Here is a 23,579-nt window from a genome sequence, read left to right on the forward strand (position 1 = left end):
AGGGACAAAGCGGAAGCTCGCCGACCGGACAGAGTCACCACAGCGCCCGTCCCAGTTCATCTTCCGTTCATTCAGGTTGCCTACGTTCGTCGCGTCAATGACCTCGAGCGATTGCCCAGGTAAATGGAACACTTGACCCTGCTCCTTGGGATCGTGATCATTACCGCTCTCGTGTTCGATTTCACGAACGGTTTCCACGACACGGCCAACGCGATGGCGACGACCATCTCGACCGGTGCTCTCAAACCCAAGACCGCGGTGGCCATGTCCGCCGCGCTCAACCTTGTCGGGGCTTTCCTGTCCATCGAGGTCGCCAAGACGATTTCCGGCGGGATCATCAATGAACAGGGCATCAGCACAGAAGTGATCTTCGCGGCGCTCGTCGGCGCCATCCTCTGGAATCTGCTGACCTGGCTTCTCGGCCTGCCGTCCAGTTCCTCCCACGCACTCTTCGGCGGTCTCATCGGCGCCACCCTCATGTCGGTCGGCACCTCCGGTGTCAACGGCGATGTGGTCGTCACCAAGGTGTTGCTGCCCGCGGTGGCGGCGCCGGTCGTCGCCGGACTCGCCGCGCTGCTCGCCACCCGGCTGACGTACCGGATCGGCCGGCACGCGGACGAGAAGGCCACCGCCAAGGGGTACCGGGCCGGGCAGATCGCATCGGCCGGTCTGGTCTCACTCGCGCACGGTACGAACGACGCGCAGAAGACCATGGGCGTCATCACCCTGGCCCTGGTCACCGGCAACGTGATCGCCCCCGGATCGAACCCGCCGCTGTGGGTCATCGTCTCCGCGGGCACCGCCATCGCGCTGGGCACCTACCTGGGCGGCTGGCGCATCATCCGGACCATGGGCAAGGGGCTCACCGAGCTCCGGCCGCAGCAGGGCTTCGCAGCGCAGACCGGCGCGGCGACCGTGATCCTCGCGTCCTCGCATCTCGGCTTCTCGCTCTCCACCACGCAGGTCTGCTCCGGCTCCGTGATGGGCGCCGGCGTCGGACGCAAGGGCGGCGTGGTCCGCTGGTCCACCGCGAGCCGGATGTGCATCGCCTGGGTTCTGACCCTGCCGGCCGCCGCACTCGTCGCCGCCGGTGCGGAGTATCTGACCGGCCACGGCCCGTGGGGCGTCGGCGCCGTGGCGGTCCTGCTGGTCGCCGGCTCCGGCGTCATCTGGTCGCTGTCCCGGCGCAAGCCCGTCGACCAGCACAGCGTCACGCCTGATGAGCCCGTCGAGCCCGTGGATGTCGTCACCGCCGCCCTCGCGGCGGTCAGCCCGCCGCCGGCCGGGCTGACGGCCGAGGCTCTCCGGGCCACCATTCCCGCCCCGGACGGCGCACCGGAACCCACCCGACCGGCCGCGGTCTGAAGCAGAGGACACTGCAATCATGAACATCGACTGGGCAGCTCTCGGCACCGTTTTCGGCGTCAGTCTGGTGGCCACCGTCGGACTGGTGGGTCTGTTCACCCTCGGCGTCGTGGGCCTTGCCAGGAAGTCGGCACCGGACGGCGCCGGCGGTACGGCCCCTGCGCCCGCCGCACGCGCCGGGGCGTACGCCTGCTTCGCTCTCTGCACGGCCGCCGTCGCCTACGGGATTTACCTCATCGTCGGCTGACCGCCGTTCGGACACGTCGCCTCGTCCACGTCGCCTCCTCGCAGGTCAAGGCGAGTTGACGGTTGTTCTCGGCGCGTGGTGGACTGCCGGGGCCAATACGGCGGCAGGAGAGGAAGCACGGTGCGAATCCGGCGCGGTCCCGCCACTGTCACCGGGGGTCACACCCCCGGGAGCCAGGAACTCTCACCGCCGGACCCGTCGAACCAGGGCGCGGACACCCTGAGTGAGGACCTATCGCCATGCGCGGCTGCCTGTCGCCCGATGCTGTGACCCGTACGAGAAGTACCCCCCGCACAAGAGCCCGTCGAGGCGCAACGGCCTGCTGACCCATGCGTGCCGAGCAGATATTCGTATACGGCGCCACCACCGGCATCGCCGCGGACCTGGTCCTCGGAGATCCCCGGCGCGGACATCCGGTCGCCGCTTTCGGACGGGCCGCCGCGGCCGTCGAGCGGCGCCTGTGGCGTGACCACCGGGCGTGGGGCGCACTGCACACCGCCGTCTGCGTCGGAAGCGCGGTGGGCGCCGCGGTGCTGGCCCGGCGTGCCGTGCGCGGCCGCGCCGGGGCCGGAATCGCGCTGACCGCCGCCGCCACCTGGACGGTTGTCGGCGGCACCTCGCTGGGCCGGGAGGCGCGTACGGTCGGCGCCGCGCTGGCAGCGGGCGACATCGAAGCGGCCAGGGAACGACTGCCGCACCTGTGCGGCCGGGACCCGCACGCGCTGGACTCTCCGCAACTGGCGCGCGCCGTGGTGGAATCCGTCGCAGAGAACACCTCGGACGCCGTGGTGGGTGCGCTGGTCTGGGGCGCCCTGTGCGGGGTGCCCGGCCTGGTGGGCTTCCGCGCGGTGAACACCCTCGACGCGATGGTCGGCCACCGCTCGCCGCGGTATCTGCGGTACGGCTGGGCCTCGGCCCGGCTCGACGATCTGGCCGGCTGGCCGGGCGCCAGGCTGACTGCCGTACTGGCGGTGCTGGCCGGCGGGAACCCGCGCGGCGCTGCCCGCACCTGGCGCGAGGACGCGGCCGGCCATCCCAGCCCGAACGCAGGTCCGGTGGAGGCGGCGTTCGCCGGAGCGCTGGGCGTACGGCTCGGCGGGACGCTCGCGTACGGCGGCCGGGTCGAGCACCGGGCGGTGCTCAACGGTGGCGGCAGGCCGGCCGGGGTGGACGACATCGAGCGCGCGGTGCGGCTGTCGCGCCGGGTGGGTCTGCTCGCACTCGCGACAGCCCTCGTAGCGAGGAAGGCCCTGATGGCGGGGAAGGCCCATGCGGTGAGAGAGGTCCATGCGGTGAGAGGCGTCCATGCCGTGAGAGGGGTACGCGGATGAGTGGCGGGCTGCTGGTCGCCGGAACCACCTCGGACGCCGGGAAGAGCGTGGTGACGGCCGGCATCTGCCGGTGGCTGGTGCGCCGTGGCGTCAAGGTCGCGCCCTTCAAGGCGCAGAACATGTCGCTGAATTCCTTTGTCACCCGCGAAGGTGCGGAGATCGGCCGCGCGCAGGCGATGCAGGCCCAGGCGGCCAGGGTGGAGCCGTCGGCGCTGATGAACCCGGTCCTCCTCAAGCCCGGCAGCGACCGGTCGAGCCAGGTGGTGCTGATGGGTAAGCCGGTCGGCGAGATGAGCGCCCGCGGGTTCTTCGGGGACGCCGGCGCTCCGTCCACCGGCGACGGTGCGCAACCCGGGCGCAGGGAAGCCCTGTTGGGGACTGTCACGGACTGCCTGGACCGGCTTCGGGGCACGTATGACGCTGTGATCTGTGAAGGGGCCGGCAGCCCGGCCGAGATCAATCTGCGGCGGACGGACATCGTCAACATGGGCATCGCGCGGGCTGCCCGATTCCCGGTGGTGGTGGTGGGCGACATCGACCGGGGTGGCGTCTTCGCCTCGTTCTTCGGTACGACCGCGCTGCTCAGCGCCGAGGACCAGGCGCTGGTCGCCGGATACCTGGTCAACAAGTTCCGCGGTGACGTGTCGTTGCTGGAGCCCGGCCTCGACATGCTGCACGGGCTGACGGGGCGCCGTACCTACGGCGTCCTGCCGTTCGCGCACGGCCTCGGCATCGACGAGGAGGACGGGCTGCGGATCTCGATGCGGGGCACCGTGCGCGAGTCGTCCGTCGCCCCGCCGCACGGTGCGGAGGTGCTGCGGGTCGCCGTCTGCGCTGTGCCGTTGATGTCCAACTTCACCGATGTGGACGCACTGGCGGCCGAACCCGGCGTGCTGGTGCGGTTCGTGGACCGGGCGGACGAGCTCGCCGACGCGGACCTGGTGATCGTGCCGGGCACCCGGGGCACCGTCCGCGCTCTGGAGTGGCTGCGTCGGCGCGGACTCGCCGACGCGCTGGCCCGCCGGGCCGTGGAGGGGCGTCCGGTGCTGGGCATCTGCGGTGGCTTCCAGTTGCTGGGCGAGCACATCGACGACGAGATCGAGTCGCGGGCCGGCGCCGTGGACGGCCTGGGCCTGCTGCCCGTACGGGTCAGGTTCGCCGCCGCGAAGACCCTGGGCCGGCCTGCCGGTGAGGCGCTGGGCGAACGCGTCGAGGGGTACGAGATCCACCACGGGGTGGCCGAAGTGCTGGGCGGCGACGCCTTCCTGGACGGCTGCCGCTCCGGCGCCGTCTGGGGCACCCACTGGCACGGTTCGCTGGAGAGCGACGGCTTCCGGCGCGCCTTCCTCCGGGAGGTCGCGCGGGCGGCGGGGCGGCGTTTCGTGCCGGCTCCCGACACCTGCTTCGGCATGCTCCGCGAGGAACAGCTCGACCGGCTCGGTGACCTCATCGAGGAGCACGCGGACACCGAGCGGCTGCTCGCGCTCATCGAATCGGGGGCTCCGGCCGGACTTCCCTTCATCCCGCCCGGAGCGCCGTGAGCACCGCGCCGGCTTGTCCCGTCCGAACCCGTGTACCCGAAGGAGTGATTCCCTCATGACCACCCCCTATCCGTTCACCGCGATAGTCGGGATGGACGATCTGCGGCTCGGGCTGCTGCTCAACGCGGTCTCCCCCGCCGTGGGCGGTGTACTGGTCCGGGGGGAGAAGGGCACCGCCAAGTCGACGGCGGTGCGCGCGCTTTCGGCCCTGCTACCGGAGGTTCCGGTGGTTTCCGGGTGCCGCTTCTCCTGCGATCCCGCGGCCCCCGACCCGGCGTGTCCCGACGGGCCGCACGGCCCGGCCGGCGCGTCGGGAGGCGCGTCGCGCGCTGCCCGCATGGTCGAACTGCCGGTCGGGGCCTCCGAGGACCGGCTGGTCGGGGCCCTGGACATCGAGCGGGCGCTGGCCGAGGGCGTGAAGGCCTTCGAGCCCGGACTGCTCGCCGACGCGCACCGCGGGATTCTCTACGTCGACGAGGTCAACCTGCTCCACGACCACCTGGTCGACCTGCTGCTGGACGCCGCCGCGATGGGTGCCTCGTACGTCGAGCGCGAGGGGGTGTCGGTACGGCACGCCGCCCGCTTCCTGCTCGTCGGGACGATGAACCCCGAGGAGGGCGAACTGCGGCCGCAGTTGCTGGACCGCTTCGGGCTGACCGTCGAGGTCGCCGCGTCGCGCGAACCGGAACAGCGGGTCGAGGTGGTGCGGCGCCGGCTGGCCTACGACGACGATCCGGCCGCCTTCGCCGCCAAGTGGGCCGACGAGGAACGGGCCTTGCGCGAGCGCGTGGTGGCTGCCCGCGGCCTGCTGCCGGACGTCCGTCTCGGCGACCCCGCGCTGCTGCAGATCGCGGCGACCTGCGCGGCCTTCGAGGTGGACGGGATGCGCGCGGACATCGTGATGGCCCGCACCGCGAGTGCGCTGGCCGCCTGGGCCGGTCGCACCGATGTGAGCGCGGACGACGTACGGCAGGCCGCCCTGCTCGCGCTGCCGCACCGCCGCCGGCGCAATCCCTTCGACGCGCCGGGGCTCGACGAGGAGAAGCTGGACGACACGCTCAAGGAGTTCGGCGGCGACGAGGACGACGACCCCGGCCCCGACGGGCCCGGCGGCGGAGGCCGGCCGCCCGGCGACAGCCCCGGCACACCGCCGCAGGACGGCGCGGGCCGCAGCGACACGCCGACGCCGTCCGACGCCGGGGAGCCCGGCGGCGACCGCGAGGGTGCCGCGGCGAGTGCCGCCCCGTCGGGCAGCGGCGAGCAGCCGGCCGCCCGGGCCGCCGAGCCGTTCCGTACGAAGATGCTGAGCGTGCCCGGGCTCGGGGAAGGCGCGGCAGGCCGTCGCTCCAGGGCCCGCACCGAGCACGGCAGGACCACCGGGGCCCAGCGGCCCCGAGGAACGCTCACCAAGCTGCACCTGGCGGCGACCGTGCAGGCCGCGGCGCCGCATCAGCGGGCCCGCGGCCGGTCGGGCACCGGTCTGGTGATCCGCCGGGACGATCTGCGGCAGGCCACCAGGGAGGGGCGCGAGGGCAACCTGGTGCTGTTCGTGGTGGACGCGTCCGGGTCCATGGCCGCCCGGCAGCGGATGAGCGCGGTCAAGGGCGCGGTCCTCTCGCTGCTGCTCGACGCCTACCAACGCCGGGACAAGGTGGGCCTGGTGACGTTCCGCGGGAAGGACGCGGACGTGGCGTTGCCGCCCACCTCGTCCGTCGACGCGGCGGCCGCCCGGCTGGAGCAGCTGCCCACCGGGGGCCGCACGCCAGTGGCCGCGGGGCTGTTGAAGGCCCATGACGTGCTGCGGATCGAGCGGCTGCGGGACCCCTCGCGCCGGCCGCTGCTGGTGGTCGTCACCGACGGCCGTGCGACCGGTGGCCCGGAGCCGGTGGCGCTGGCCGCCCGTGCGGCCCGGCTGCACGAGGCCGACGGCACCGCGTCGGTCGTGGTGGACTGCGAGTCGGGGCCGGTGCGGCTCGGGCTCGCCGGGGAGCTCGCCGCTCAACTGGGCGGCACCGCCGTGACGTTGGACGAGCTGCGGGCGGAGAGCATCGCCGGGCTTGTGAAGGACGTACAGACCACTTCGAGGAGGGCCGCCTGATGCCGCAGGGACAACCGACCACCGTGCCCGATGACGGGCTCACCACCCGCCAGCGCCGCAACCGGCCGCTGACTCTGGTGCACACCGGCCCGGGAAAGGGCAAGTCGACGGCCGCCTTCGGGCTCGCGCTGCGCGGCTGGAACCAGGGGTGGCCCATCGGGGTGTTCCAGTTCGTCAAGTCGGCGAAGTGGAAGGTCGGCGAGGAGCGGGCGCTGCGGGTGCTCGGCGAGAGCGGCGAGGGCGGAACCGTCGCCTGGCACAAGATGGGTGAGGGCTGGTCCTGGGTCCAGCGGGACATCGAGTCCAGCGAGGAAGCCGCGAAGGAGGGCTGGGAGCAGGTCAAGCGCGACCTGGCCGCTGAGGCGTACCGGCTCTATGTGCTGGACGAGTTCGCCTACCCGATGCACTGGGGCTGGGTGGACACCGACGAGGTGCTCTCCGTGCTGCGGGAGCGCCCCGGCAGCCAGCACGTCGTGATCACCGGCCGTAACGCCCCGGAGAAGCTGCTCGGCTTCGCGGATCTGGTGACCGAGATGACCAAGGTCAAGCATCCGATGGACGCCGGTCAGAAGGGCCAGAGGGGCATCGAGTGGTAGCTCGGCTCGTTGTCGCCGCGCCGGCTTCGGGAAGCGGCAAGACCACCGTGGTCACCGGGCTGATGGCCGCCTTCGCCGAACGCGGGCTCGCGGTGTCGCCGCACAAGGTGGGGCCGGACTACATCGACCCGGGCTACCACGCCCTCGCCACCGGTCGCCGCGGCCGCAACCTCGACGCGTACCTGTGCGGGACGGAGCTGATCGCGCCGCTCTTCGAGCATGGCGCGGCGGGCTGCGACCTGGCCGTGGTCGAAGGTGTCATGGGGTTGTTCGACGGGGCGGCCGGTCAGGGGGAGCTGGCGTCCACCGCGCAGATCGCGAAGCTGCTGCGGGCGCCGGTGGTGCTGGTGGTCGACGCCTCGTCCCAGTCGCGGTCGGTGGCCGCGCTGGTGCACGGCTTCGCGTGCTGGGATCCGGAGGTACGGATCGGCGGGGTGATCCTCAACAAGGTGGCGTCGGACCGGCACGAGACCATGCTGCGGGAGGCGCTGGACGAGTCCGGGGTGCCGGTCCTCGGCGTGCTGCGACGGGTTCCGCAGGCGCGGACACCCTCCCGGCATCTGGGCCTGGTGCCGGTGGCCGAGCGACAGCCCGAGGCGGTGGATTCCGTCCGGGCACTGGCCGCGCAGGTGCGGGCCGGGTGCGATCTGGAAGGTCTGCTCGCGCTGGCGCGGAGTGCGCCCGCGCTGGGCGCGGAGGCCTGGGACCCGGGTGTCGCCTGCGGTTCGGCGGGGCAGGCGCATCCGCCGTACGCCGGGCAACGGCGCCCCCGGATAGCCGTGGCCGGCGGCCCCGCGTTCACCTTCTCGTACGCCGAGCACGCCGAACTGCTCACCGCCGCCGGCGCCGAGGTCGTCGCCTTCGACCCCCTGCACGACGAGGAACTGCCCGAGAGCACCCGCGGACTCGTCATCGGCGGCGGCTTCCCGGAGGTGTACGCCCCGGAGCTGTCCGCCAACGAGCCGCTCCGCAAAGCCGTCGCCGAACTGGCCTTCTCCGGCGCGCCGGTCGCCGCCGAATGCGCCGGGCTGCTGTATCTGTCCCGCTCGCTCGACGGGCAGCCGATGTGCGGCGTGCTGGCTGCCGAAGGCCTGATGTCCGAGCGGCTGACGCTCGGCTACCGGGATGCGGTGGCCGTCTGCGACAGTTCGCTCGCGGAAGCCGGGACCCGGATGCGCGGGCACGAGTTCCACCGCACGGTGCTGGAGCCGGGCGCGGGGCCATCGGCCGCATGGGGCATGCGTCAGCCGGCCCGCAGGCTCGAGGGTTTCGTACAACAGGGCGTGCACGCGAGCTATCTGCACACCCACTGGGCAGGCCGCCCGGCCGTCGCCCGCCGCTTCGTGGACGGGTGCGCGCGGTGATCCGGCCCGGCTCAGCCGGCCACGCCCACCACGAGCCAGATGAAGGCCACTCCCCCGATGGTGAACAGCAGCGTGGAGCGCGCCGGGTGCTCGTGGTGCGCCTCGGGGAGGATCTCGGCGGCGGCCAGATAGAGCAGTACGCCGCCGAAGAAGCCGAGATAGGCGCCGAGCGGTTGCTCCGGGAGGGTGAACAGCAGCGTCGACGCGGCGCCCACCACCGGGGCCAGCGCGTCGGCCACCAGCATGGCCACCGCCCTGCGGCGCGCGTTGCCGTAGAGGCTGGTCAGCGTGTACGTGTTGAAGCCGTCTGCGAAGTCGTGGGTGATCACGGCGATCGCCACGGCCGCCCCCATACCGCCGCCCACCTGGAAGGCCGCGCCGATCGCGACGCCGTCCATCAGGCTGTGCCCCACCATCGCGGCGGCCGCGGTCAGCCCCACCTGGGGTATCCGCCCGCCCGACACCGCGCCGCCCTCGTGGGACTCGCCGTGCGCGGGGCCGGGCACCGCCGGCTCGTGCGCCCCGTGTGCTGTCCGGCGTACCGCGAGCAGGCGCTCGACGAGGTGGGCCACCAGGAAGCCCGCGACGAACAGCAGCAGCGCGGCCGGTACCCCGAAGACCTCGCCGCCCGCCGCCGACAGTGCCTCGGGCAGCAGGTCGAGTCCCACCACGCCGAGCATCAGGCCCCCGGCCAGCCCGAGCACCAGATGACGCCGGTCGGTGACGTGCTGCGCCGTCCAGCCGCCGACCAGCGTCATCAGAAACGCTCCGAGCGCAACAAAGACCGCCATGCGCCCCTGCATAGCCCATGGCACCCCCTTCACGCACATCCACGCATGATTCAGGTGCCGGTCCGCCGCCCCGATCACTGCCCCGAGCGGAGAGGAACTCCGTCCATGCGGGAAGCGGATACCGGATCTGCCCCACACGCCGCACCGCTCGTCGTGGGGGTGGGGGCGTCCCGGGGTGTCGCCACCGAAGAGGTGCTCGGACTGATCGTGGACACGCTGCGCGTCGCCGGGCGCTCGCCGCTCGACGTGGTCGCGCTGGCGACCGTGGACGCCCGGGGCGCCGAGCCCGGGCTCGTGGGTGCGGCAGCGGCACTGGGCGTGCCGCTGCGGACGTACTCCGCCACCGAGCTCGCCGGTATCCCGGTACCGAACCCGTCCGGCACGGCGCTCGAAGCGGTCGCCACCCCGTCCGTCGCCGAGGCCGCCGCGCTGGCGTCCGGGGGCGAGCTGATCGTGACGAAGCGGAAGTCGTGCCCCGGGGGACGGGCCCCGATGGCCACCTGCGCCGTGGCACGGCGAACGCGGGACGCGCAGCAACCGGTCCCGTACAAAGTGGAACTTCCTGAGCGGCCCCACTTCCCTGCTGCGGACCTCGGGGACCACCATCACCACCATGGCAGTCATGCGCACACACTCTGACGCACACGATCTGCGTCACCATGGGGACTCCGAGGTCCGGGACCACGGTTGCGGCGATCTCGTCGACCTCGCAGTCAACGTCCGGACGGGAACCCCGCCGGACTGGCTGAAGGCACACATCGCCGATTCGCTCTCCTCGCTGGCCGCGTACCCTGACGGCCGGGCGGCCAGGGCAGCGGTGGCCGCCCGGCACGGGATTCCCGAGGAACGGGTGCTGCTGACCGCGGGAGCCGCCGAGGCGTTCGTGCTGATCGCGCGCGCACTGCCGGTGCGCAGACCGGTGGTCGTCCACCCGCAGTTCACCGAACCCGAGGCGGCGCTGCGCGACGCGGGGCACACCGTCCAACGGGTGGTGCTGTGCGAGAAGGACGGCTTCCGGCTCGACCCCGCTGCCGTCCCGGACACCGCGGACCTGGTGATGGTGGGCAATCCGACCAACCCCACGTCGATACTGCATCCGGCCGGGACCCTCGAGGCGCTCGCCGCGCCCGGACGCACGCTGGTGGTGGACGAGGCGTTCATGGACGCGGTGCCGGACGAACGCGAGGCGCTGGCGGACCGTACGGACATCCCCGGTCTGATCGTGCTGCGCAGCCTCACCAAGACCTGGGGGCTCGCCGGGCTGCGGATCGGTTACGTGCTCGCCGGTCCGGAGACCATCGGACTGCTCGAGCGGGCGCAGCCGCTCTGGCCGGTCTCCACCCCGGCCCTCGCAGCCGCCGAGGTCTGCTCGGCGGCTGCGGCGCTCACCGAAGCCGCTCGAGCGGCCCACCGGATCGCCGCCGACCGCGCCCATCTGCTCGCGGGCCTGGCCGAGTTCGACGAGATACGGGTGGTGGAGGCGGCCGAGGGCCCCTTCGTGCTGGTGCGGATGGAGCGGGCCGACGAGGTGCGCGCCCGGCTGCGCCGCCTCGGCTTCGCGGCCCGGCGGGGTGACACGTTCCCCGGCCTCGGAACCGACTGGCTACGGCTCGCGGTGCGCGACCGGGCGACCACCAACCGCTTTCTGCAGGCTCTCGACCAGGCGCTGACCGCCGTCGGCGACTGACCGGTCCGGTCGGGGGCTCAGCACGCCCCCGACCGCCGTCAGGCCCGGTTGCGGTCAGGCCCGGTTACGGTTGCGGCCGCGCGCGACGGCGAGTGCGCCCCCGCCGGCCAGCACCAGCGCCACGGCCCCGCCCGCGATGTACGGCGTCGTGGAGCTGCTGCCGGTCTCCGCGAGGTTCTCCTTCGCTCCGGCCGCGGCATCCGCCTTCACCGGCTCGGCGGCACCCTGCGGCCGGGTGTCCTGGGTGCCGGCGGTCGGGGCCGGGGATCCGGGCGCGGGGCTCGCCGTGTCACCGCCGTGGTGACGCGGCGGGGCCTTCGGCGACTCGCAGGTGGCCCGGGCCAGGGTGATCTCCCCCTGCACGTCGGCGACGTTCAGCTTGAGCGGGTTCACCGACACCTTCAGCCGGAGCGCGGTGGCCGCGGCGGTACGCGATGTGGTGCTGGTCTTCGAGAGGTCGAGCGTCACCGCGCCCACACCCGGCACCGACACCCGGGTCGTGCCACCGGCGGAAAGGGTGACGCGCTTGCCGAGCACCGTCACATGGCCGAGCACATTCGATTCCGCGCGGGGGTGTTCACCGGCCTTGCACTCCGCCTTCGACGTGACCTTCTCGACCTCGATCAGGGACAGCAGCGGCAGCCCCGGGACATGGACCCTGGCCCGGGCGATGTTGACGTACCCCTCCGCCCGGTGGGAGTCGACCGCGGCCTTCGCGGTGGCGACGTCGGCGCGCAGCAGGCTGAACGGATGCCCCCGGTCGACTCCGTCCAGCTTGGCGGTCAGTGCGGTCTTCGCGGCCGTCGCCGGGGCCTGTACCTCGTTGAGTGTGGTTTCGAGCGGTACGTCGACCGTCCTGTTGAGCAGTGAGACGTCGAGCCCGGTACGGAGCACGACGGCGCTCGCCTTCCCGTCACCGCCGGTGGTCGCCTGTGCCGGGGCCGCGGCGAGCAGCGCCACCGGCCCTGCGGTCAGCGCGGCCGCCACGAAGGTGGCGGCCGTACGGCGTACGGGCATGCGAAAGGTGTTGCTGTTCAAGGTGGTGGAACCCCCACAAGAGACGTGACGTCGCCGGAGGTGCACCCGTTTGGGACTTCGCGGGTACGCCGGCGACCGAGACACGGGAATCTTTACGCACGGAGGGTGAACGGGCAGCAACCTGACGTGAGTTCACCCGAAAGTGGCGTTTCCGCGCTTCTTTTCGAATCCTGACGCACAGGCATTCGTGCGAGACTCCGCCGTCACCCTTGCGAGGTGGTGCGCCGGTGACAGCACCGGGGGCGCACATAAAGCATCTCAACGAGGCGGGACGGTGCTGGGTTACGCCGGGTCAACCCGGCGCCCACCCTCCCGTCAGCCCACCACGCGCCCGTCGAGCACCACCCGGCGGGGAGCCGCCAGCACCCCCACGTCGGCCCGCGGATCCGCCTCGTACACCACGAGGTCCGCTACCGCGCCCTCGGCCAGCGCGTCCCTTCCCAGCCACCGGCGTGCCCCCCAGGTGGCCGCCGACAGCGCCTCCGGGGCCGGGATTCCCGCCTTCACCAGTTCGGCGACCTCCGCCGCGACCAGGCCGTGCGGCAGCGAGCCGCCGGCGTCGGTTCCGGTGAAGACCGGGATGCCGGCCTCGTGGGCGGAGCGCACGGTCTCGTAACGCCGTTCGTGCAACCGCCGCATATGCGCCGACCAGCGGGGATACCGGGCCTCGCCACCCGCGGCGAGCGCCGGGAAGGTCGCGATGTTGACCAGCGTCGGGACGATCGCGACGCCGCGCTCGGCGAAGAGCGGGATCGTCTCCGCGGTGAGTCCGGTGGCGTGCTCGATGCAGTCGATCCCGGCCTCCACCAGGTCCTGCAGCGAGTCCTCGGCGAAGCAGTGCGCGGTGACCCGGGCGCCGAGCCGGTGCGCCTCGGCGATGGCCGCGGTCACCTCGCCCCGCGGCCAGCAGGCCGCCAGATCGCCGGTGTCCCGGTCGATCCAGTCGCCGACCAGCTTCACCCAGCCGTCCCCCCTGCGGGCCTCCTGGGCGACGTAGGCGACCAGGTCGCCCGGTTCGATCTCGTGGGCGAAGTTACGGATGTAGCGACGGGTGCGCGCGATGTGCCGACCCGCCCGGATGATCTTCGGGAGGTCGGCGCGGTCGTCCATCCAGTGGGTGTCGGACGGCGAGCCGGCGTCCCGCAGCAGCAGCGCACCGGCCTCCCGCTCGGTGATCGCCTGCTTCTCGGCGGTCGCCGCGTCGACGGCGCCGTGCGTGCCGAGCCCCACGTGGCAGTGCGCGTCCACCAGCCCCGGCAGCACCCAGCCCCGCACCGTGACGGCTTCCCCGGCCGGGCGCCGGTACGTGATCCGTCCACCCACCACCCAGAGCTCGTCCCGGACCTCCTCGGGCCCGATGAGCACCCGCCCTTTCACATGCAGCACCGCGTGATCACTCATGCATCGAGCCTAGAACGCGCCTCAGTACCATCGAACCGCCGGCCCGGATGAATCGAACAAATCGCGAGGAGAGCACCGCTGTGACGCACGCATTCCTGGATCTGCCCCCGCTCACCGCGGCGCACTTCGCTTCGATCGAACGGCAGGTGGCCGCGCTGCTCCGCACCGAGCAGGATGTCGTGATCATGCAGGGCGAGGCGCTGCTCCCGCTGGAGGCCTGCATCCGCTCCGCCGCCGAGCCGGGATCGACCGCGCTCAATGTGATCACCGGCCCCTACGGCCAGACCTTCGGCAACTGGCTGCGCGACTGCGGGGTCACCGTGGTCGACCTGGCCGTGCCCTTCCACACGGCGGTCAGCCCCGACCAGGTGCGCGAGGCGCTGGCAGCGCACCCGGAGACCTCCTTCGTCTCGCTGGTGCACGCGGAGGCCGCGACCGGGAACACCAACCCGGTGGCGGCGATCGGTGAGGTCGTACGGGCCCACGGCGCCCTCTTCATGCTGGATGCCGTCGCCTCGGTGGGCGCCGAGCCGCTGCTGCCCGACGCCTGGGGCGTCGACCTGTGCGTGATCGGCGGACAGAAGGCGATGGGCGGCCCGGCAGGCGTTTCCGCGGTGTCGGTGAGCGAGCGGGCCTGGCAGCGGTTCGCGGAGAACCCACAGGCGCCGCGGGGCTCGTACCTCTCGCTGCTCGACTGGAAGCGGCGCTGGATCGACGGCGGCCGCAAGGCGCTGCCGCACGCGCCGGCACAGCTGGAGATGCTGGCGCTCCAGGCATGTCTGGACCGGATCGAGGCGGACGGCCTGGACACGGTGATGGACCGGCACGCGCGGGCGGCTGCCGCCACCCGGGCGGGCGCGCTCGCGCTGGGCGGCGGCCTGGCACCGTACGTCCACCGGGCTCAGGACTCGGCCCCCGTCGCCACCACCCTGCGCGTCCCGGCCGGCTCCGACGCCTCCGAACTGGTCGCCGAGGCTCTGGCCGCCGACCCGGCGCTGCCGCTGATCGCGGGCGGAGGAGCACTGGCGAAGGAGATGATCCGGATCAACCACTACGGTCCGCAGGCCACCGAGGACGCGGTGTACTCCGCGCTGGCGGCACTGGGTGCCGCCCTGCACGGCACGGGCACATCCGTGGACCTCCGAGGGGCTCGCAGCGCGGTCGCGGCGGCCTGGCAGAACGGCTGAGACGCCCTTTTTCCGGGGCTGCAACCAAAACCGTATACAGCGCTCCACTCCACACATAATAAAAGACAATCAAAGAACGCCTATTACTGGCTTTTCCCCTTACGCCTTCCGGGTTCTCCTGCCCTCTTTTTTGGAGCCTAAACGCTCAATCTTCAACCGGTTCGATCAGCGGTTTTCGGACACGCCTCCGAACGGTTACCTACATGTGACCGACCCCACAGAACGACCCCTTTGTGCCGTTATTTGCTGGACAAATCAGCCATATTCGCAAGCACGGCGTCGCCGACCCGCGCCCACGCGATAACACGATCACGGCGTTCCGCCAACCCCGCCCCGCCGTGCATTTTTCGAATTTGCTGGGTAAATTTCATCGACATGACCGCCGCGCAAGAAGACCTTGTACGTGCCCGCAGTGAATTCATCGAGATAGACACACCACGAGTGGAGGACGGAGCCGCGATCTGGCGTATCGCCCGCGACTCGGAGGTACTGGACCTCAACTCCTCGTACAGCTATCTGTTGTGGTGTCGCGATTTCGCAGAGACCTCCGTGGTGGCCCGCGGCTCGGACGGCGACCCCATCGGGTTCGTCACCGGGTACGTGCGCCCCAGCCGCCCCGAGGCCCTGGTCGTCTGGCAGGTCGCCGTCGACGGGGCCCATCGGGGCCGTGGCCTGGCCGGCGTACTGCTGGACAGCCTGACCGCGAAAGTCGCGGCCCGCGGCGAGGTCCGCGAGATCGAAACCACCATCACCCCGGACAACACCGCGTCCGACCGGCTCTTCAGCTCGTACGCCGAGCGTCACGGAGCCTCGCTGCAGCGTGAGGTGCTCTTCGACGGCGGACTGTTCCCGGAGGGGACACACCAGCCCGAAGTGCTGTACCGCATCAGCCCCGTTTCGGCCTGACTGACTCCCCCACCCCCCAGGAGACCTGCCATGACCATCACCCCTCCCGCCCTGAGCGTCTTCGAGGCCCTGGAGTCCGAGGTACGCAGCTACTGCCGCAGCTGGCCCGCCGTCTTCGACCGGGCGCAGGGCAGCTACCTCCACGACGAGGACGGCCACACCTACCTCGACTTCTTCGCCGGTGCCGGTTCGCTCAACTACGGCCACAACAACCCGGTGCTGAAACGCGCCCTGATCGACTACATCGAGCGCGACGGCATCACCCACGGCCTGGACATGGCCACCAGCGCCAAACGGGCCTTCCTGGAGTCCTTCCAGAACGTGATCCTGCGCCCGCGCGACCTGCCGTACAAGGTGATGTTCCCCGGCCCGACCGGCACCAACGCCGTCGAGTCGGCGCTCAAGCTGGCCCGCAAGGTGAAGGGCCGCGAGTCCGTGGTGTCCTTCACCAACGCCTTCCACGGCATGTCGCTGGGCTCGCTCGCCGTCACCGGAAACGCCTTCAAGCGGGCCGGCGCCGGTGTCCCGCTGGTGCACGGCACGCCGATGCCGTTCGACAACTACTTCGACGGCCAGGTGGAGGACTTCCTCTGGTTCGAGCGGCTCCTCGAGGACCAGGGCTCCGGCCTCAACAAGCCCGCCGCCGTGATCGTCGAGACGGTGCAGGGCGAGGGCGGCATCAACGTCGCCCGCGCCGAGTGGCTCCGGGCGCTGCAGGACCTCTGCCACCGCCAGGACATGCTGCTCATCGTCGACGACGTCCAGATGGGCTGCGGCCGTACCGGCGGCTTCTTCTCCTTCGAGGAGGCCGGCATCACCCCGGACATCGTCACCCTGTCGAAGTCCATCAGCGGCTACGGGCTGCCCATGGCGCTCGTGCTGTTCAAGGCGGAACTCGACGTCTGGGAGCCGGGCGAGCACAACGGCACCTTCCGCGGCAACAACCCGGCCTTCGTCACCGCGGCCGCCGCCCTCGACACCTACTGGGCCGACGGCCAGATGGAGAAGCAGACCCTCGCCCGCGGCGAGCAGGTCGAGCGTGCGCTGCTCGCCATCGTCGACGAGAACGAAGGAACCGGCGTCAGCTTCCGTGGCCGCGGCCTGGTCTGGGGCGTCGAGTTCGACGACAAGGCGCGTGCCACGGCGGTCTGCCGGCGCGCCTTCGAGCTCGGCATGCTCCTGGAGACCTCAGGCCCGGAGAGCGAGGTGGTGAAGCTGCTTCCGCCGCTGACCGTCTCCCCCGATGAACTGGACGAGGGGCTGCGCACGCTCGCCCGCGCCGTCCGAGAAACCGCCTGACGCAGTCAGCACCCGTAACACAGAAAGGCTCAACTCACCGTGATTGTCCGATCGTTCAAGGACCTCGAGGGAACCGACCGCCACATCAAGTCCAAGTCGGGCACCTGGGAGAGCAAGCGCATCGTGCTCGCCAAGGAGAAGGTCGGTTTCTCGTTGCACGAGACCATCCTGTACGCCGGGACCGAGACGTCGATGTGGTATGCGAACCAGATCGAGGCCGTTCTCTGCACGAAGGGCGAGGCGGAGCTCACCAACGACGACACCGGTGAGGTCCACTGGATCGAGCCGGGCACGATGTATCTGCTCAACGGGCACGAGAAGCACACCCTGCGCCCGAAGACCGACTTCCACTGCGTATGCGTCTTCAACCCGCCGGTCACCGGACGGGAGGACCATGATGAGAACGGCGTGTATCCGCTGCTGACCGAGGAGGCCTGACCGCCATGACCGACGTACTGAGCAACATACGGGCGGATCTCTATCCCACCCGTGGTGCGAGCGAGGTGATCACCCCCCGCCAGGATCCGGTGGTCTGGTCGCAGCCCGGAGCCGACGGACCGATCACGCAGCCCGATCTCCAGGGTTTCGAGCGCGACGGCTTCCTCAGCGTCGAGCAGCTGCTCTCGGACGACGAGGTGCCGCGCTACCGTGCGGAGCTGGACCGGCTCGTCGCCGACCCGGCGGTACGCGCGGACGAGCGGTCCATCATCGAACCGCAGTCGCAGGACGTGCGGTCGGTCTTCGAGGTGCACAAGCTCAGCGAGGTCTTCGCCCAACTGGTGCGGGACGAGCGGCTGGTGGGCCGGGCACGGCAGATCCTGGGGTCGGACGTCTACGTCCATCAGTCCCGTATCAACGTCAAGCCGGGGTTCGGTGCGAGTGGCTTCTACTGGCACTCGGACTTCGAGACCTGGCACGCCGAGGACGGTCTGCCGAACATGCGGACCGTGTCGGTCTCGATCGCGCTGACCGAGAACTTCGACACCAACGGCGGCCTGATGATCATGCCGGGGTCGCACCGGCACTTCCTGGGGTGCGCGGGTGCGACGCCGAAGGACAACTACAAGAAGTCCCTGCAGATGCAGGACGCGGGTACCCCGTCGGACGAGGCGCTGACCCGGATGGCGGACGCGCACGGTATCAAGCTCTTCACGGGCCGGGCGGGTTCGGCGACCTGGTTCGACTGCAACTGCATGCACGGCTCGGGTGACAACATCACGCCGTACGCCCGCAGCAATGTCTTCATCGTGTTCAACAGCGTGGACAACGCGGCGGTGGAGCCCTTCGCGGCTCCGGTCCGGCGGCCCGACTTCATCGGAGCCCGGGACTTCACCCCGGTGAAGTGAGCCCGGCCCGCCGGCCCTGACGGGTCCGGCCTACGCGGGAGGGGGACGGCACAGGCTGCCGTCCCCCTCCCGCGTAGGCGAGCGTTCAGCCGGCGAGCACGTCCAGCAGCTTGTCGACCTCCGCGGTCGAGTTGTACAGGTGGAAGGCGGCCCGCAGATTGCCGGCCCGGTCGGAGAGTTCGATGCCGGCCCGGCCGAGCTCGCCCTGCCGGTGACCGAGCCCCGGCACCGAGACGATCGCCGATCCGGGGGCGGGGACGACCTGCTGCCCGATCCGTTCGAGTCCGGCGCGGAAACGGTCGGCCAGCGCGAGATTGTGACGCTGGATGTTCCCGGGGCCGATGTCCTCGATCAGGGCCAGTGAATGCCGGGCTCCGGCGTACGAGAACAGGCTCGGGCTCTCGTCGAACCGCCGCGCCGAGTGGGCGAGTTCGGCCACCGGACCGTAACAGCTGTCCCAGGGTTTCTCGCCCGCGACCCAGCCGGCGAAGACCGGGGTCAGGCCGCCCAGGTTCTCCGGCACCACCAGGAAGGCGACGCCGCGCGGACAGGTGAGCCACTTGAAGGCGACGGCTACCGTGAAGTCGTCCTGACCCGCGCCGAGCGGCAGCCAGCCTGCCGACTGCGAGGCGTCCACCAGCGTGCGGGCGCCGTGGGCGCGGGCGGCGGCCCGGATCGCGGCGAGATCGGCCAGCCGGCCGTCGGCCGACTGCACGGCGCTGACCGCGACGAGCGCGGTGCCCGGCCGGATCGCGTCCGCCAGGGCCTCCAGCGGAACGGACCGCACATCGAGGTCGCCGCGCACCACAAAGGGGTTCACCACCGAGCTGAAATCGCCGTCAGCGACGAGGACTTCGGCCCCGGCGGGCAGCGAGGTGGCGATCAGCCCGGTGTACACGGCGACCGACGCCCCGGCCGCCACCCGGGAGGCCGGAACCCCGGCGAGCCGGGCGAACGAGGCCCGGGACGCCTCCACATCGGCGAACATGTCGGTCGGCCTGCCGACCGAAGCGGCCGTGATCGCCTGCTGCATCGCCGTCACGGTGCGGGCCGGGAGCAGACCGGTGCTCGCGGTGTTCAGATAGGTCGTCCCGGGCGTGTATTCGGTGCCGGCCAGGGTCTCCGCCAAGATCTCCACGTTGCTCTCCATGGTGACCACTCTGCCGCCCGGCGATCCGCTCGTCCATCGGGCGAAACGGTCCGGACGCGGACATCGCCGTCATGCGGGCCGACCGGGTGATTCGCCCGCGGGCGGCACCTCCCGCCGCATCAGCAGATGGGCACTGTCCGGTGCGCGCACCACCTCCCGGGCCGGCTGCCAGCCGTGTGCGGCGTAGAACCGCTGGGCCCGCAGATTGTGCTCGTACACCTCGAGACGCGCGCGGCGGACGCCGGACCGCCGCCAGGCTTCGACGACCGCGGTGTGCAGGGCGCTGCCGATGCCTCGGCGCCAGCGGGCGGGATCGACATGGAACTGGGTGAGGGTCATGTCGCCGGTGACATCGCCCTGGATGACGCGGAACGCCGCCACCCCCGCCACGACCCCCTCGTGCTCCGCGCAGAGCACCCCGCCGTCGGCCCGGGCGATCGACCGGACCCAGCCCGCCCGCACGTGCGCGAGCACCTCGGCGCTCGCGTACTCCGCCACCGGGATCCGCCCCTCGTAGTAGGTGGCGCGGGCGGCGGTATGAAGTGTGGCGATGGCGGTGATGTCGCTGGGCGCTGCTGCACGGATCACGGCTTCACTGATCATGGCTGAGGAGACGCGACGGACGGGGGCTCCGGTTGCAGGGTGCCCGCGCACGGCTCGCGGCCGTTCAGCTGCCGTCCCGCATCCCCTTCGGCGCGTAGCCCCGGAACGCCACGGAGTCGAAGGACACCGCGCACCCGTCCGCCTCCGGACACTGCGCCAGGAATCCGATCTGCGCCCCAGCCGCCTCCACCGCGTCGCCCAGAGCGAACACCCGGACGAACGTCCAGCGTTCGCCGTCCGGGGACGCGTGGAAGGCGAACGCCTTACCCGTACGGCTGATGCGCAGCCAGACGCTGTCGCCCTCGACCACCGAGGAGTTGACGTCGTCGGAGTGCCCGCGCGTGACGACCGAGCAGATCGTGGGCGTGTCCGGGGAGAGCTCCAGGCAGAGCTTGGCCCACTCGTGGTCGCCGACGTGCAGATAGAGCGCGCCGGCATCCCCCGCGCCGACGAAGCCCACCGACACCCGGGCGATCAGCTGGAAGTCCCCTGCGGGTGGTGTGCCGAGCAGCCGGGGCGCGTCCGACGCGGGCTCCAGTGCGTCGCCCGCCGGAGGGACGAACCGGTCCTGGCGCGGACCGGTACGGACCGAGAGCACCCCCGCGTCGTACGACCAGGGGGCCGGCGGTCCGTACGGGCGCAGCGGGAACGGCAGCTCGGGAAGGAGGTCGGTCACTCGGGCAGTCCGTTGATACGGCGTGGCACACCCAGCGGGTTGGCCTCACGCAGCTCCGGGGGGAGCAGCGCGTCGGGGGTCGTCTGGTAGGCGACCGGGCGCAGCCAGCGCTCGATCGCGGTGCCGCCGACCGAGGTGGAGGTCGACGTGGTGGCCGGGTAGGGACCGCCGTGCTGCTGGGCCGGGGCGACGGCGACGCCGGTGGGCCAGCCGTTGACCAGAACGCGGCCGGCGAGCGGAGTGAGCTCGGCGATGAGTGCGGCGGCCTCGCCCTCGCCGGCGGCCTCGTCGCTGGACACGTGCAGGGTCGCGGTGAGGTTGCCGGGCAGCCGTCCGAGGACGGCGGCGATCTCGTCGGCCGATGCGTAGCGGGCGACCACGGTCACCGGGCCGAAGCACTCCTCGAGGAGCAGGTCGTGTTCACCGTCCGCGGCCAGCAGCGCCGCGGACACGGTGAGGAAGCCCGCACTCACGGTGTGCTCGCTGCCGGCGCCGGGGGTGACCGGGGCGTCGACTCCGGGGAGCGCGGCCCGGTCGCGGACGCCGGCCAGGAAGTTGTCGCGCATCCGGTGGTCCAGCAGGACCCCGGCCTCGCTGTCGCTGACGGCGGCGGTGAGCGACTTGACGAGGGTGTCGCCCGCCGCGCCCGCCGGGGCCAGTACGAAGCCGGGCTTGGTGCAGAACTGGCCGACGCCCATGGTCATGGAGCCGCCGAGACCGGCGCCGATCTGCTCGCCGCGTTCGGCGGCGGCGGCCTCGGTCACCACGACCGGGTTGAGCGAACCGAGTTCACCGTGGAAGGGGATCGGCGTCGGCCTGGCGGCTGCGGCGTCGAAGAGAGCGCGCCCGCCGCGCACTGATCCGGTGAAGCCCGCGGCGGCGATCAACGGGTGCTTGACCAGGGCGACGCCCGCCTCGAAGCCGTGCACCACGGAGATCACATCGGCCGGCAGCCCGACCTGCTCGGCGGCCCGGCGCAGCACCGAGGCGCAGAGTTCGGAGGTGGCGGGGTGGTCGGGGTGCGCCTTGACCACGACCGGGCAGCCGGCCGCGAGCGCACTCGCGGTGTCGCCGCCCGGGACGGAGAAGGCCAGCGGGAAGTTGCTCGCCGCGTAGACCGCGACGACGCCCAGCGGCACCTTGTAGCGGCGCAGGTCGGGGCGGGGCGGGATGGCCGCGGCGTCCGGGTGGTCGATGCGGACGTCGAGGAAGGAGCCCTCCTCGACGACATCGGCGAAGGCCCGGAACTGCGCGGTGGTGCGGGCGAGTTCACCGGTGAGCCGACCGGGGCCGAGCGCCGTTTCGGCGTCGGCGGCCTCGATGACGTGCGGGCCGGCCTCGTCGAGCAGGTCGGCGGCGGCCCGCAGCAGGGCCGCGCGTACCGTTCGGTCGGCCAGCGTGTCACGCACGGCGTGGGCGGCGCGGACCGTCTGGTCCACCTCCGCGGCTGTGGCTTCCACCGCAACCTCTTCGCGCTGCTTCCCGGTTCGGGGGTCGACACTCCAGACTGGTGCTGCTGCCACCGCGAACGTCCTTCCAGATCTACTGCCGCACATCAGGGTTGTTCGGTATTCTGAACGCAGTTCCTGATGATGAATTTCCTCTGGAACTCTAATAACGCGCGTTCAGCATTGACAAGAGGGGCAGGGTCGAATGTCGACTGCCGAGACAGCAGGTGGGGCGCAGGTCAAGTCCGCGGTCCGGACGGTGGAGCTGCTGGAGTACTTCGCCGGGCGGCCCGGGATGCACTCGCTGGCAGCGGTCCAGGAGGCGGTCGGCTACCCGAAGTCCAGCCTCTACATGCTGCTGCGCACCCTGGTGGAGCTGGGCTGGGTGGAGACCGATGCCACCGGCACCCGGTACGGCATCGGGGTCCGCGCCCTGCTGGTCGGCACGTCGTACATCGATGGCGACGAGGTGGTGGCCGCCGCCCGCGCCACCCTGGACCGGCTCTCCGACGACACCACGGAGACCATCCACCTGGCCCGTCTCGACGGCACCAACGTGGTCTACCTCGCCACCCGGCAGTCGCAGCACTATCTGCGCCCCTTCACCCGGGTGGGCCGCCGGCTGCCCGCCCACTCCACCTCGCTGGGCAAGGCGCTGCTCGCCACCCACAGCGACGAGCAGGTGCGCAAGATGCTGCCGGAGACCATGGCGCAGCTGACCGAGCACACCATCACGGACCGCGAGAGGCTCATCGAGGAGCTGCACCAGATCCGCGAGCAGGGATATGCGGTCGACCGCGAGGAGAACACGCTGGGCCTGCGCTGCTTCGGCGTCGCGATCCCCTACCGCACTCCGGCCCGCGATGCGATCAGCTGCTCGGTGCCGGTGGCCAGACTCACCCCGGGCCATGAGCAGATGGTCAAGGACGCCCTCTTCGACGCGCGGGACCGGCTCACCCTCGCCACCCGGAGGCTCTGAATGGCACTCGTCACCCTGCGGGAGGTCGAGGACGCCGATCTGCCGGTCTTCTTCCGGCACATGAGCGACCCCGAGTCGAACCGGATCGCCGCCTTCACCTGTGCAGACCCCACCGACCGGGATTACTTCGACGCGCACTGGCGCCGGATCCGCGCCTCCGACGCGGTGATCAGGACCGTGCTCGCGGACGGCGCCGTGGCGGGCCACGCGTCGGTGTACGGGCCGCCCGAGGAGCGCGAAGTGACCTACTTCATCGACCGCGCGCTGTGGGGCAGGGGCGTGGCGACCGCCGCCCTGCGTGCGCTGCTCGACACGGTGCCGACCCGGCCGCTGTACGCCAGGGCCGCCGCCGACAACAAGGGTTCGATCCGCGTTCTGGAGAAGTGCGGCTTCACGATCACCGGCCACGACCGGGGCTTCGCGCACGCCCGCGGCGCGGAGATCGACGAGGTCGTGCTCCTGCTCGCAGGCTGAGACCGTCTCCGCCGTACGGCGGAGGGGGATCGTCGTCGCGCAGGAGGCGCCC

Annotated in this window: 22 protein-coding genes, 1 pseudogene and 1 riboswitch; of the genes and pseudogenes, 16 read left to right on the forward strand and 7 right to left on the reverse strand. The window is 71.6% G+C overall.

Features of this window, described 5'->3' with window-relative positions:
- Positions 1-123: 123 nt before the first annotated feature.
- From AB0436_RS00290 to AB0436_RS00320, 7 genes are all read left to right on the forward strand, one after another.
- Positions 124-1,365 carry an inorganic phosphate transporter gene (locus AB0436_RS00290; RefSeq protein ID WP_366465370.1) on the forward strand — a complete coding sequence of 414 codons (1,242 nt, stop codon included), beginning with the start codon at positions 124-126 and terminating at the stop codon, positions 1,363-1,365.
- 19 nt (positions 1,366-1,384) lie between these two features.
- Complete coding sequence (locus AB0436_RS00295) at positions 1,385-1,612, forward strand: hypothetical protein (RefSeq protein ID WP_366465371.1); 228 nt, start codon at positions 1,385-1,387, stop codon at positions 1,610-1,612.
- 61 nt (positions 1,613-1,673) lie between these two features.
- Positions 1,674-1,816: riboswitch (cobalamin riboswitch) on the forward strand.
- 125 nt (positions 1,817-1,941) lie between these two features.
- A complete protein-coding gene (locus AB0436_RS00300; protein WP_366465372.1) occupies positions 1,942-2,943 on the forward strand; it encodes a cobalamin biosynthesis protein in 1,002 nt (333 codons plus the stop codon).
- Entirely contained in the window at positions 2,940-4,484 is a 1,545-nt protein-coding gene (locus tag AB0436_RS00305; protein ID WP_366465373.1) for a cobyric acid synthase, read from the forward strand. The genes AB0436_RS00300 and AB0436_RS00305 overlap by 4 nt, the downstream gene beginning before the upstream one ends.
- Before the next feature lie 55 nt (positions 4,485-4,539).
- Complete coding sequence (locus tag AB0436_RS00310; protein WP_366465374.1) at positions 4,540-6,582, forward strand: putative cobaltochelatase; 2,043 nt, start codon at positions 4,540-4,542, stop codon at positions 6,580-6,582.
- The gene (gene cobO / locus AB0436_RS00315) at positions 6,582-7,178 is read left to right on the forward strand and encodes a cob(I)yrinic acid a,c-diamide adenosyltransferase (protein ID WP_366465375.1); all 597 of its coding nucleotides are present in this window, start codon (positions 6,582-6,584) and stop codon (positions 7,176-7,178) included. Before AB0436_RS00310 ends, cobO begins: the two co-directional genes overlap by 1 nt.
- The gene (locus AB0436_RS00320) at positions 7,172-8,542 is read left to right on the forward strand and encodes a cobyrinate a,c-diamide synthase (protein ID WP_366465376.1); all 1,371 of its coding nucleotides are present in this window, start codon (positions 7,172-7,174) and stop codon (positions 8,540-8,542) included. Before cobO ends, AB0436_RS00320 begins: the two co-directional genes overlap by 7 nt.
- An 11-nt stretch (positions 8,543-8,553) precedes the next feature.
- On the opposite strand, the gene AB0436_RS00325 is transcribed toward AB0436_RS00320, so the two are convergent.
- Positions 8,554-9,333, reverse strand: coding sequence for a ZIP family metal transporter (locus AB0436_RS00325; protein ID WP_366465377.1), 780 nt, complete (start codon positions 9,331-9,333; stop codon positions 8,554-8,556).
- Positions 9,334-9,480: 147 nt separating this feature from the next.
- Between AB0436_RS00325 and AB0436_RS00330 the strand changes: the two are divergent.
- Positions 9,481-9,852, forward strand: a pseudogene (locus AB0436_RS00330) (cobalamin biosynthesis protein); the annotation flags it as partial.
- A gap of 103 nt (positions 9,853-9,955) precedes the next feature.
- Positions 9,956-11,020: an Rv2231c family pyridoxal phosphate-dependent protein CobC gene (gene cobC / locus AB0436_RS00335; protein WP_366465378.1), complete on the forward strand. Its 1,065-nt coding sequence runs from the start codon at positions 9,956-9,958 to the stop codon at positions 11,018-11,020.
- A 54-nt stretch (positions 11,021-11,074) separates the two neighbouring features.
- On the opposite strand, the gene AB0436_RS00340 is transcribed toward cobC, so the two are convergent.
- Both AB0436_RS00340 and AB0436_RS00345 read right to left on the reverse strand, forming a co-directional pair.
- Complete coding sequence (locus AB0436_RS00340) at positions 11,075-12,037, reverse strand: SCO1860 family LAETG-anchored protein (RefSeq protein ID WP_366465379.1); 963 nt, start codon at positions 12,035-12,037, stop codon at positions 11,075-11,077.
- Positions 12,038-12,373: 336 nt separating this feature from the next.
- Positions 12,374-13,459, reverse strand: coding sequence for an amidohydrolase family protein (locus AB0436_RS00345; RefSeq protein WP_366465381.1), 1,086 nt, complete (start codon positions 13,457-13,459; stop codon positions 12,374-12,376).
- 80 nt (positions 13,460-13,539) lie between these two features.
- Between AB0436_RS00345 and AB0436_RS00350 the strand changes: the two genes are divergently transcribed.
- From AB0436_RS00350 to thpD, 5 genes are all read left to right on the forward strand, one after another.
- The gene (locus AB0436_RS00350) at positions 13,540-14,646 is read left to right on the forward strand and encodes an aminotransferase class V-fold PLP-dependent enzyme (RefSeq protein WP_366465383.1); all 1,107 of its coding nucleotides are present in this window, start codon (positions 13,540-13,542) and stop codon (positions 14,644-14,646) included.
- A 375-nt stretch (positions 14,647-15,021) separates the two neighbouring features.
- On the forward strand, positions 15,022-15,552 hold the full coding sequence (gene ectA, locus AB0436_RS00355; protein WP_366465384.1) for a diaminobutyrate acetyltransferase: 531 nt from the start codon (positions 15,022-15,024) through the stop codon (positions 15,550-15,552).
- Between the two features lie 30 nt (positions 15,553-15,582).
- Positions 15,583-16,851: a diaminobutyrate--2-oxoglutarate transaminase gene (gene ectB, locus AB0436_RS00360; protein ID WP_366465385.1), complete on the forward strand. Its 1,269-nt coding sequence runs from the start codon at positions 15,583-15,585 to the stop codon at positions 16,849-16,851.
- Between the two features lie 39 nt (positions 16,852-16,890).
- A complete protein-coding gene (locus AB0436_RS00365) occupies positions 16,891-17,289 on the forward strand; it encodes an ectoine synthase (RefSeq protein WP_366465387.1) in 399 nt (132 codons plus the stop codon).
- A gap of 5 nt (positions 17,290-17,294) precedes the next feature.
- A complete protein-coding gene (gene thpD / locus AB0436_RS00370; protein WP_366465388.1) occupies positions 17,295-18,197 on the forward strand; it encodes an ectoine hydroxylase in 903 nt (300 codons plus the stop codon).
- An 85-nt stretch (positions 18,198-18,282) separates the two neighbouring features.
- Here thpD and AB0436_RS00375 read toward each other — a convergent pair whose 3' ends face one another.
- From AB0436_RS00375 to AB0436_RS00390, 4 genes are all read right to left on the reverse strand, one after another.
- Positions 18,283-19,347, reverse strand: coding sequence for an aminotransferase class V-fold PLP-dependent enzyme (locus AB0436_RS00375; protein WP_366465389.1), 1,065 nt, complete (start codon positions 19,345-19,347; stop codon positions 18,283-18,285).
- A 69-nt stretch (positions 19,348-19,416) separates the two neighbouring features.
- The gene (locus AB0436_RS00380) at positions 19,417-19,935 is read right to left on the reverse strand and encodes a GNAT family N-acetyltransferase (RefSeq protein ID WP_366465391.1); all 519 of its coding nucleotides are present in this window, start codon (positions 19,933-19,935) and stop codon (positions 19,417-19,419) included.
- A gap of 79 nt (positions 19,936-20,014) precedes the next feature.
- Positions 20,015-20,626, reverse strand: a complete 612-nt coding sequence (locus AB0436_RS00385; protein ID WP_366465392.1) for a DUF1349 domain-containing protein — start codon at positions 20,624-20,626, stop codon at positions 20,015-20,017.
- A complete protein-coding gene (locus tag AB0436_RS00390) occupies positions 20,623-22,149 on the reverse strand; it encodes an aldehyde dehydrogenase (NADP(+)) (RefSeq protein ID WP_366465393.1) in 1,527 nt (508 codons plus the stop codon). The genes AB0436_RS00385 and AB0436_RS00390 overlap by 4 nt, the downstream gene beginning before the upstream one ends.
- 130 nt (positions 22,150-22,279) lie before the next feature.
- Between AB0436_RS00390 and AB0436_RS00395 the strand changes: the two genes are divergently transcribed.
- Together AB0436_RS00395 and AB0436_RS00400 are read left to right on the forward strand one after the other, a co-directional pair.
- On the forward strand, positions 22,280-23,053 hold the full coding sequence (locus tag AB0436_RS00395; RefSeq protein WP_365855812.1) for an IclR family transcriptional regulator: 774 nt from the start codon (positions 22,280-22,282) through the stop codon (positions 23,051-23,053).
- Positions 23,054-23,527 (forward strand): GNAT family N-acetyltransferase, encoded by a 474-nt coding sequence (locus AB0436_RS00400; protein ID WP_366465394.1) that lies wholly within the window; start codon positions 23,054-23,056, stop codon positions 23,525-23,527.
- The last annotated feature ends 52 nt before the right edge of the window (positions 23,528-23,579 follow it).

The organism is Streptomyces sp. NPDC051322, assembly GCF_040689485.1.
In the GTDB taxonomy this organism is placed as follows: Bacteria; Actinomycetota; Actinomycetes; order Streptomycetales; family Streptomycetaceae; genus Streptomyces.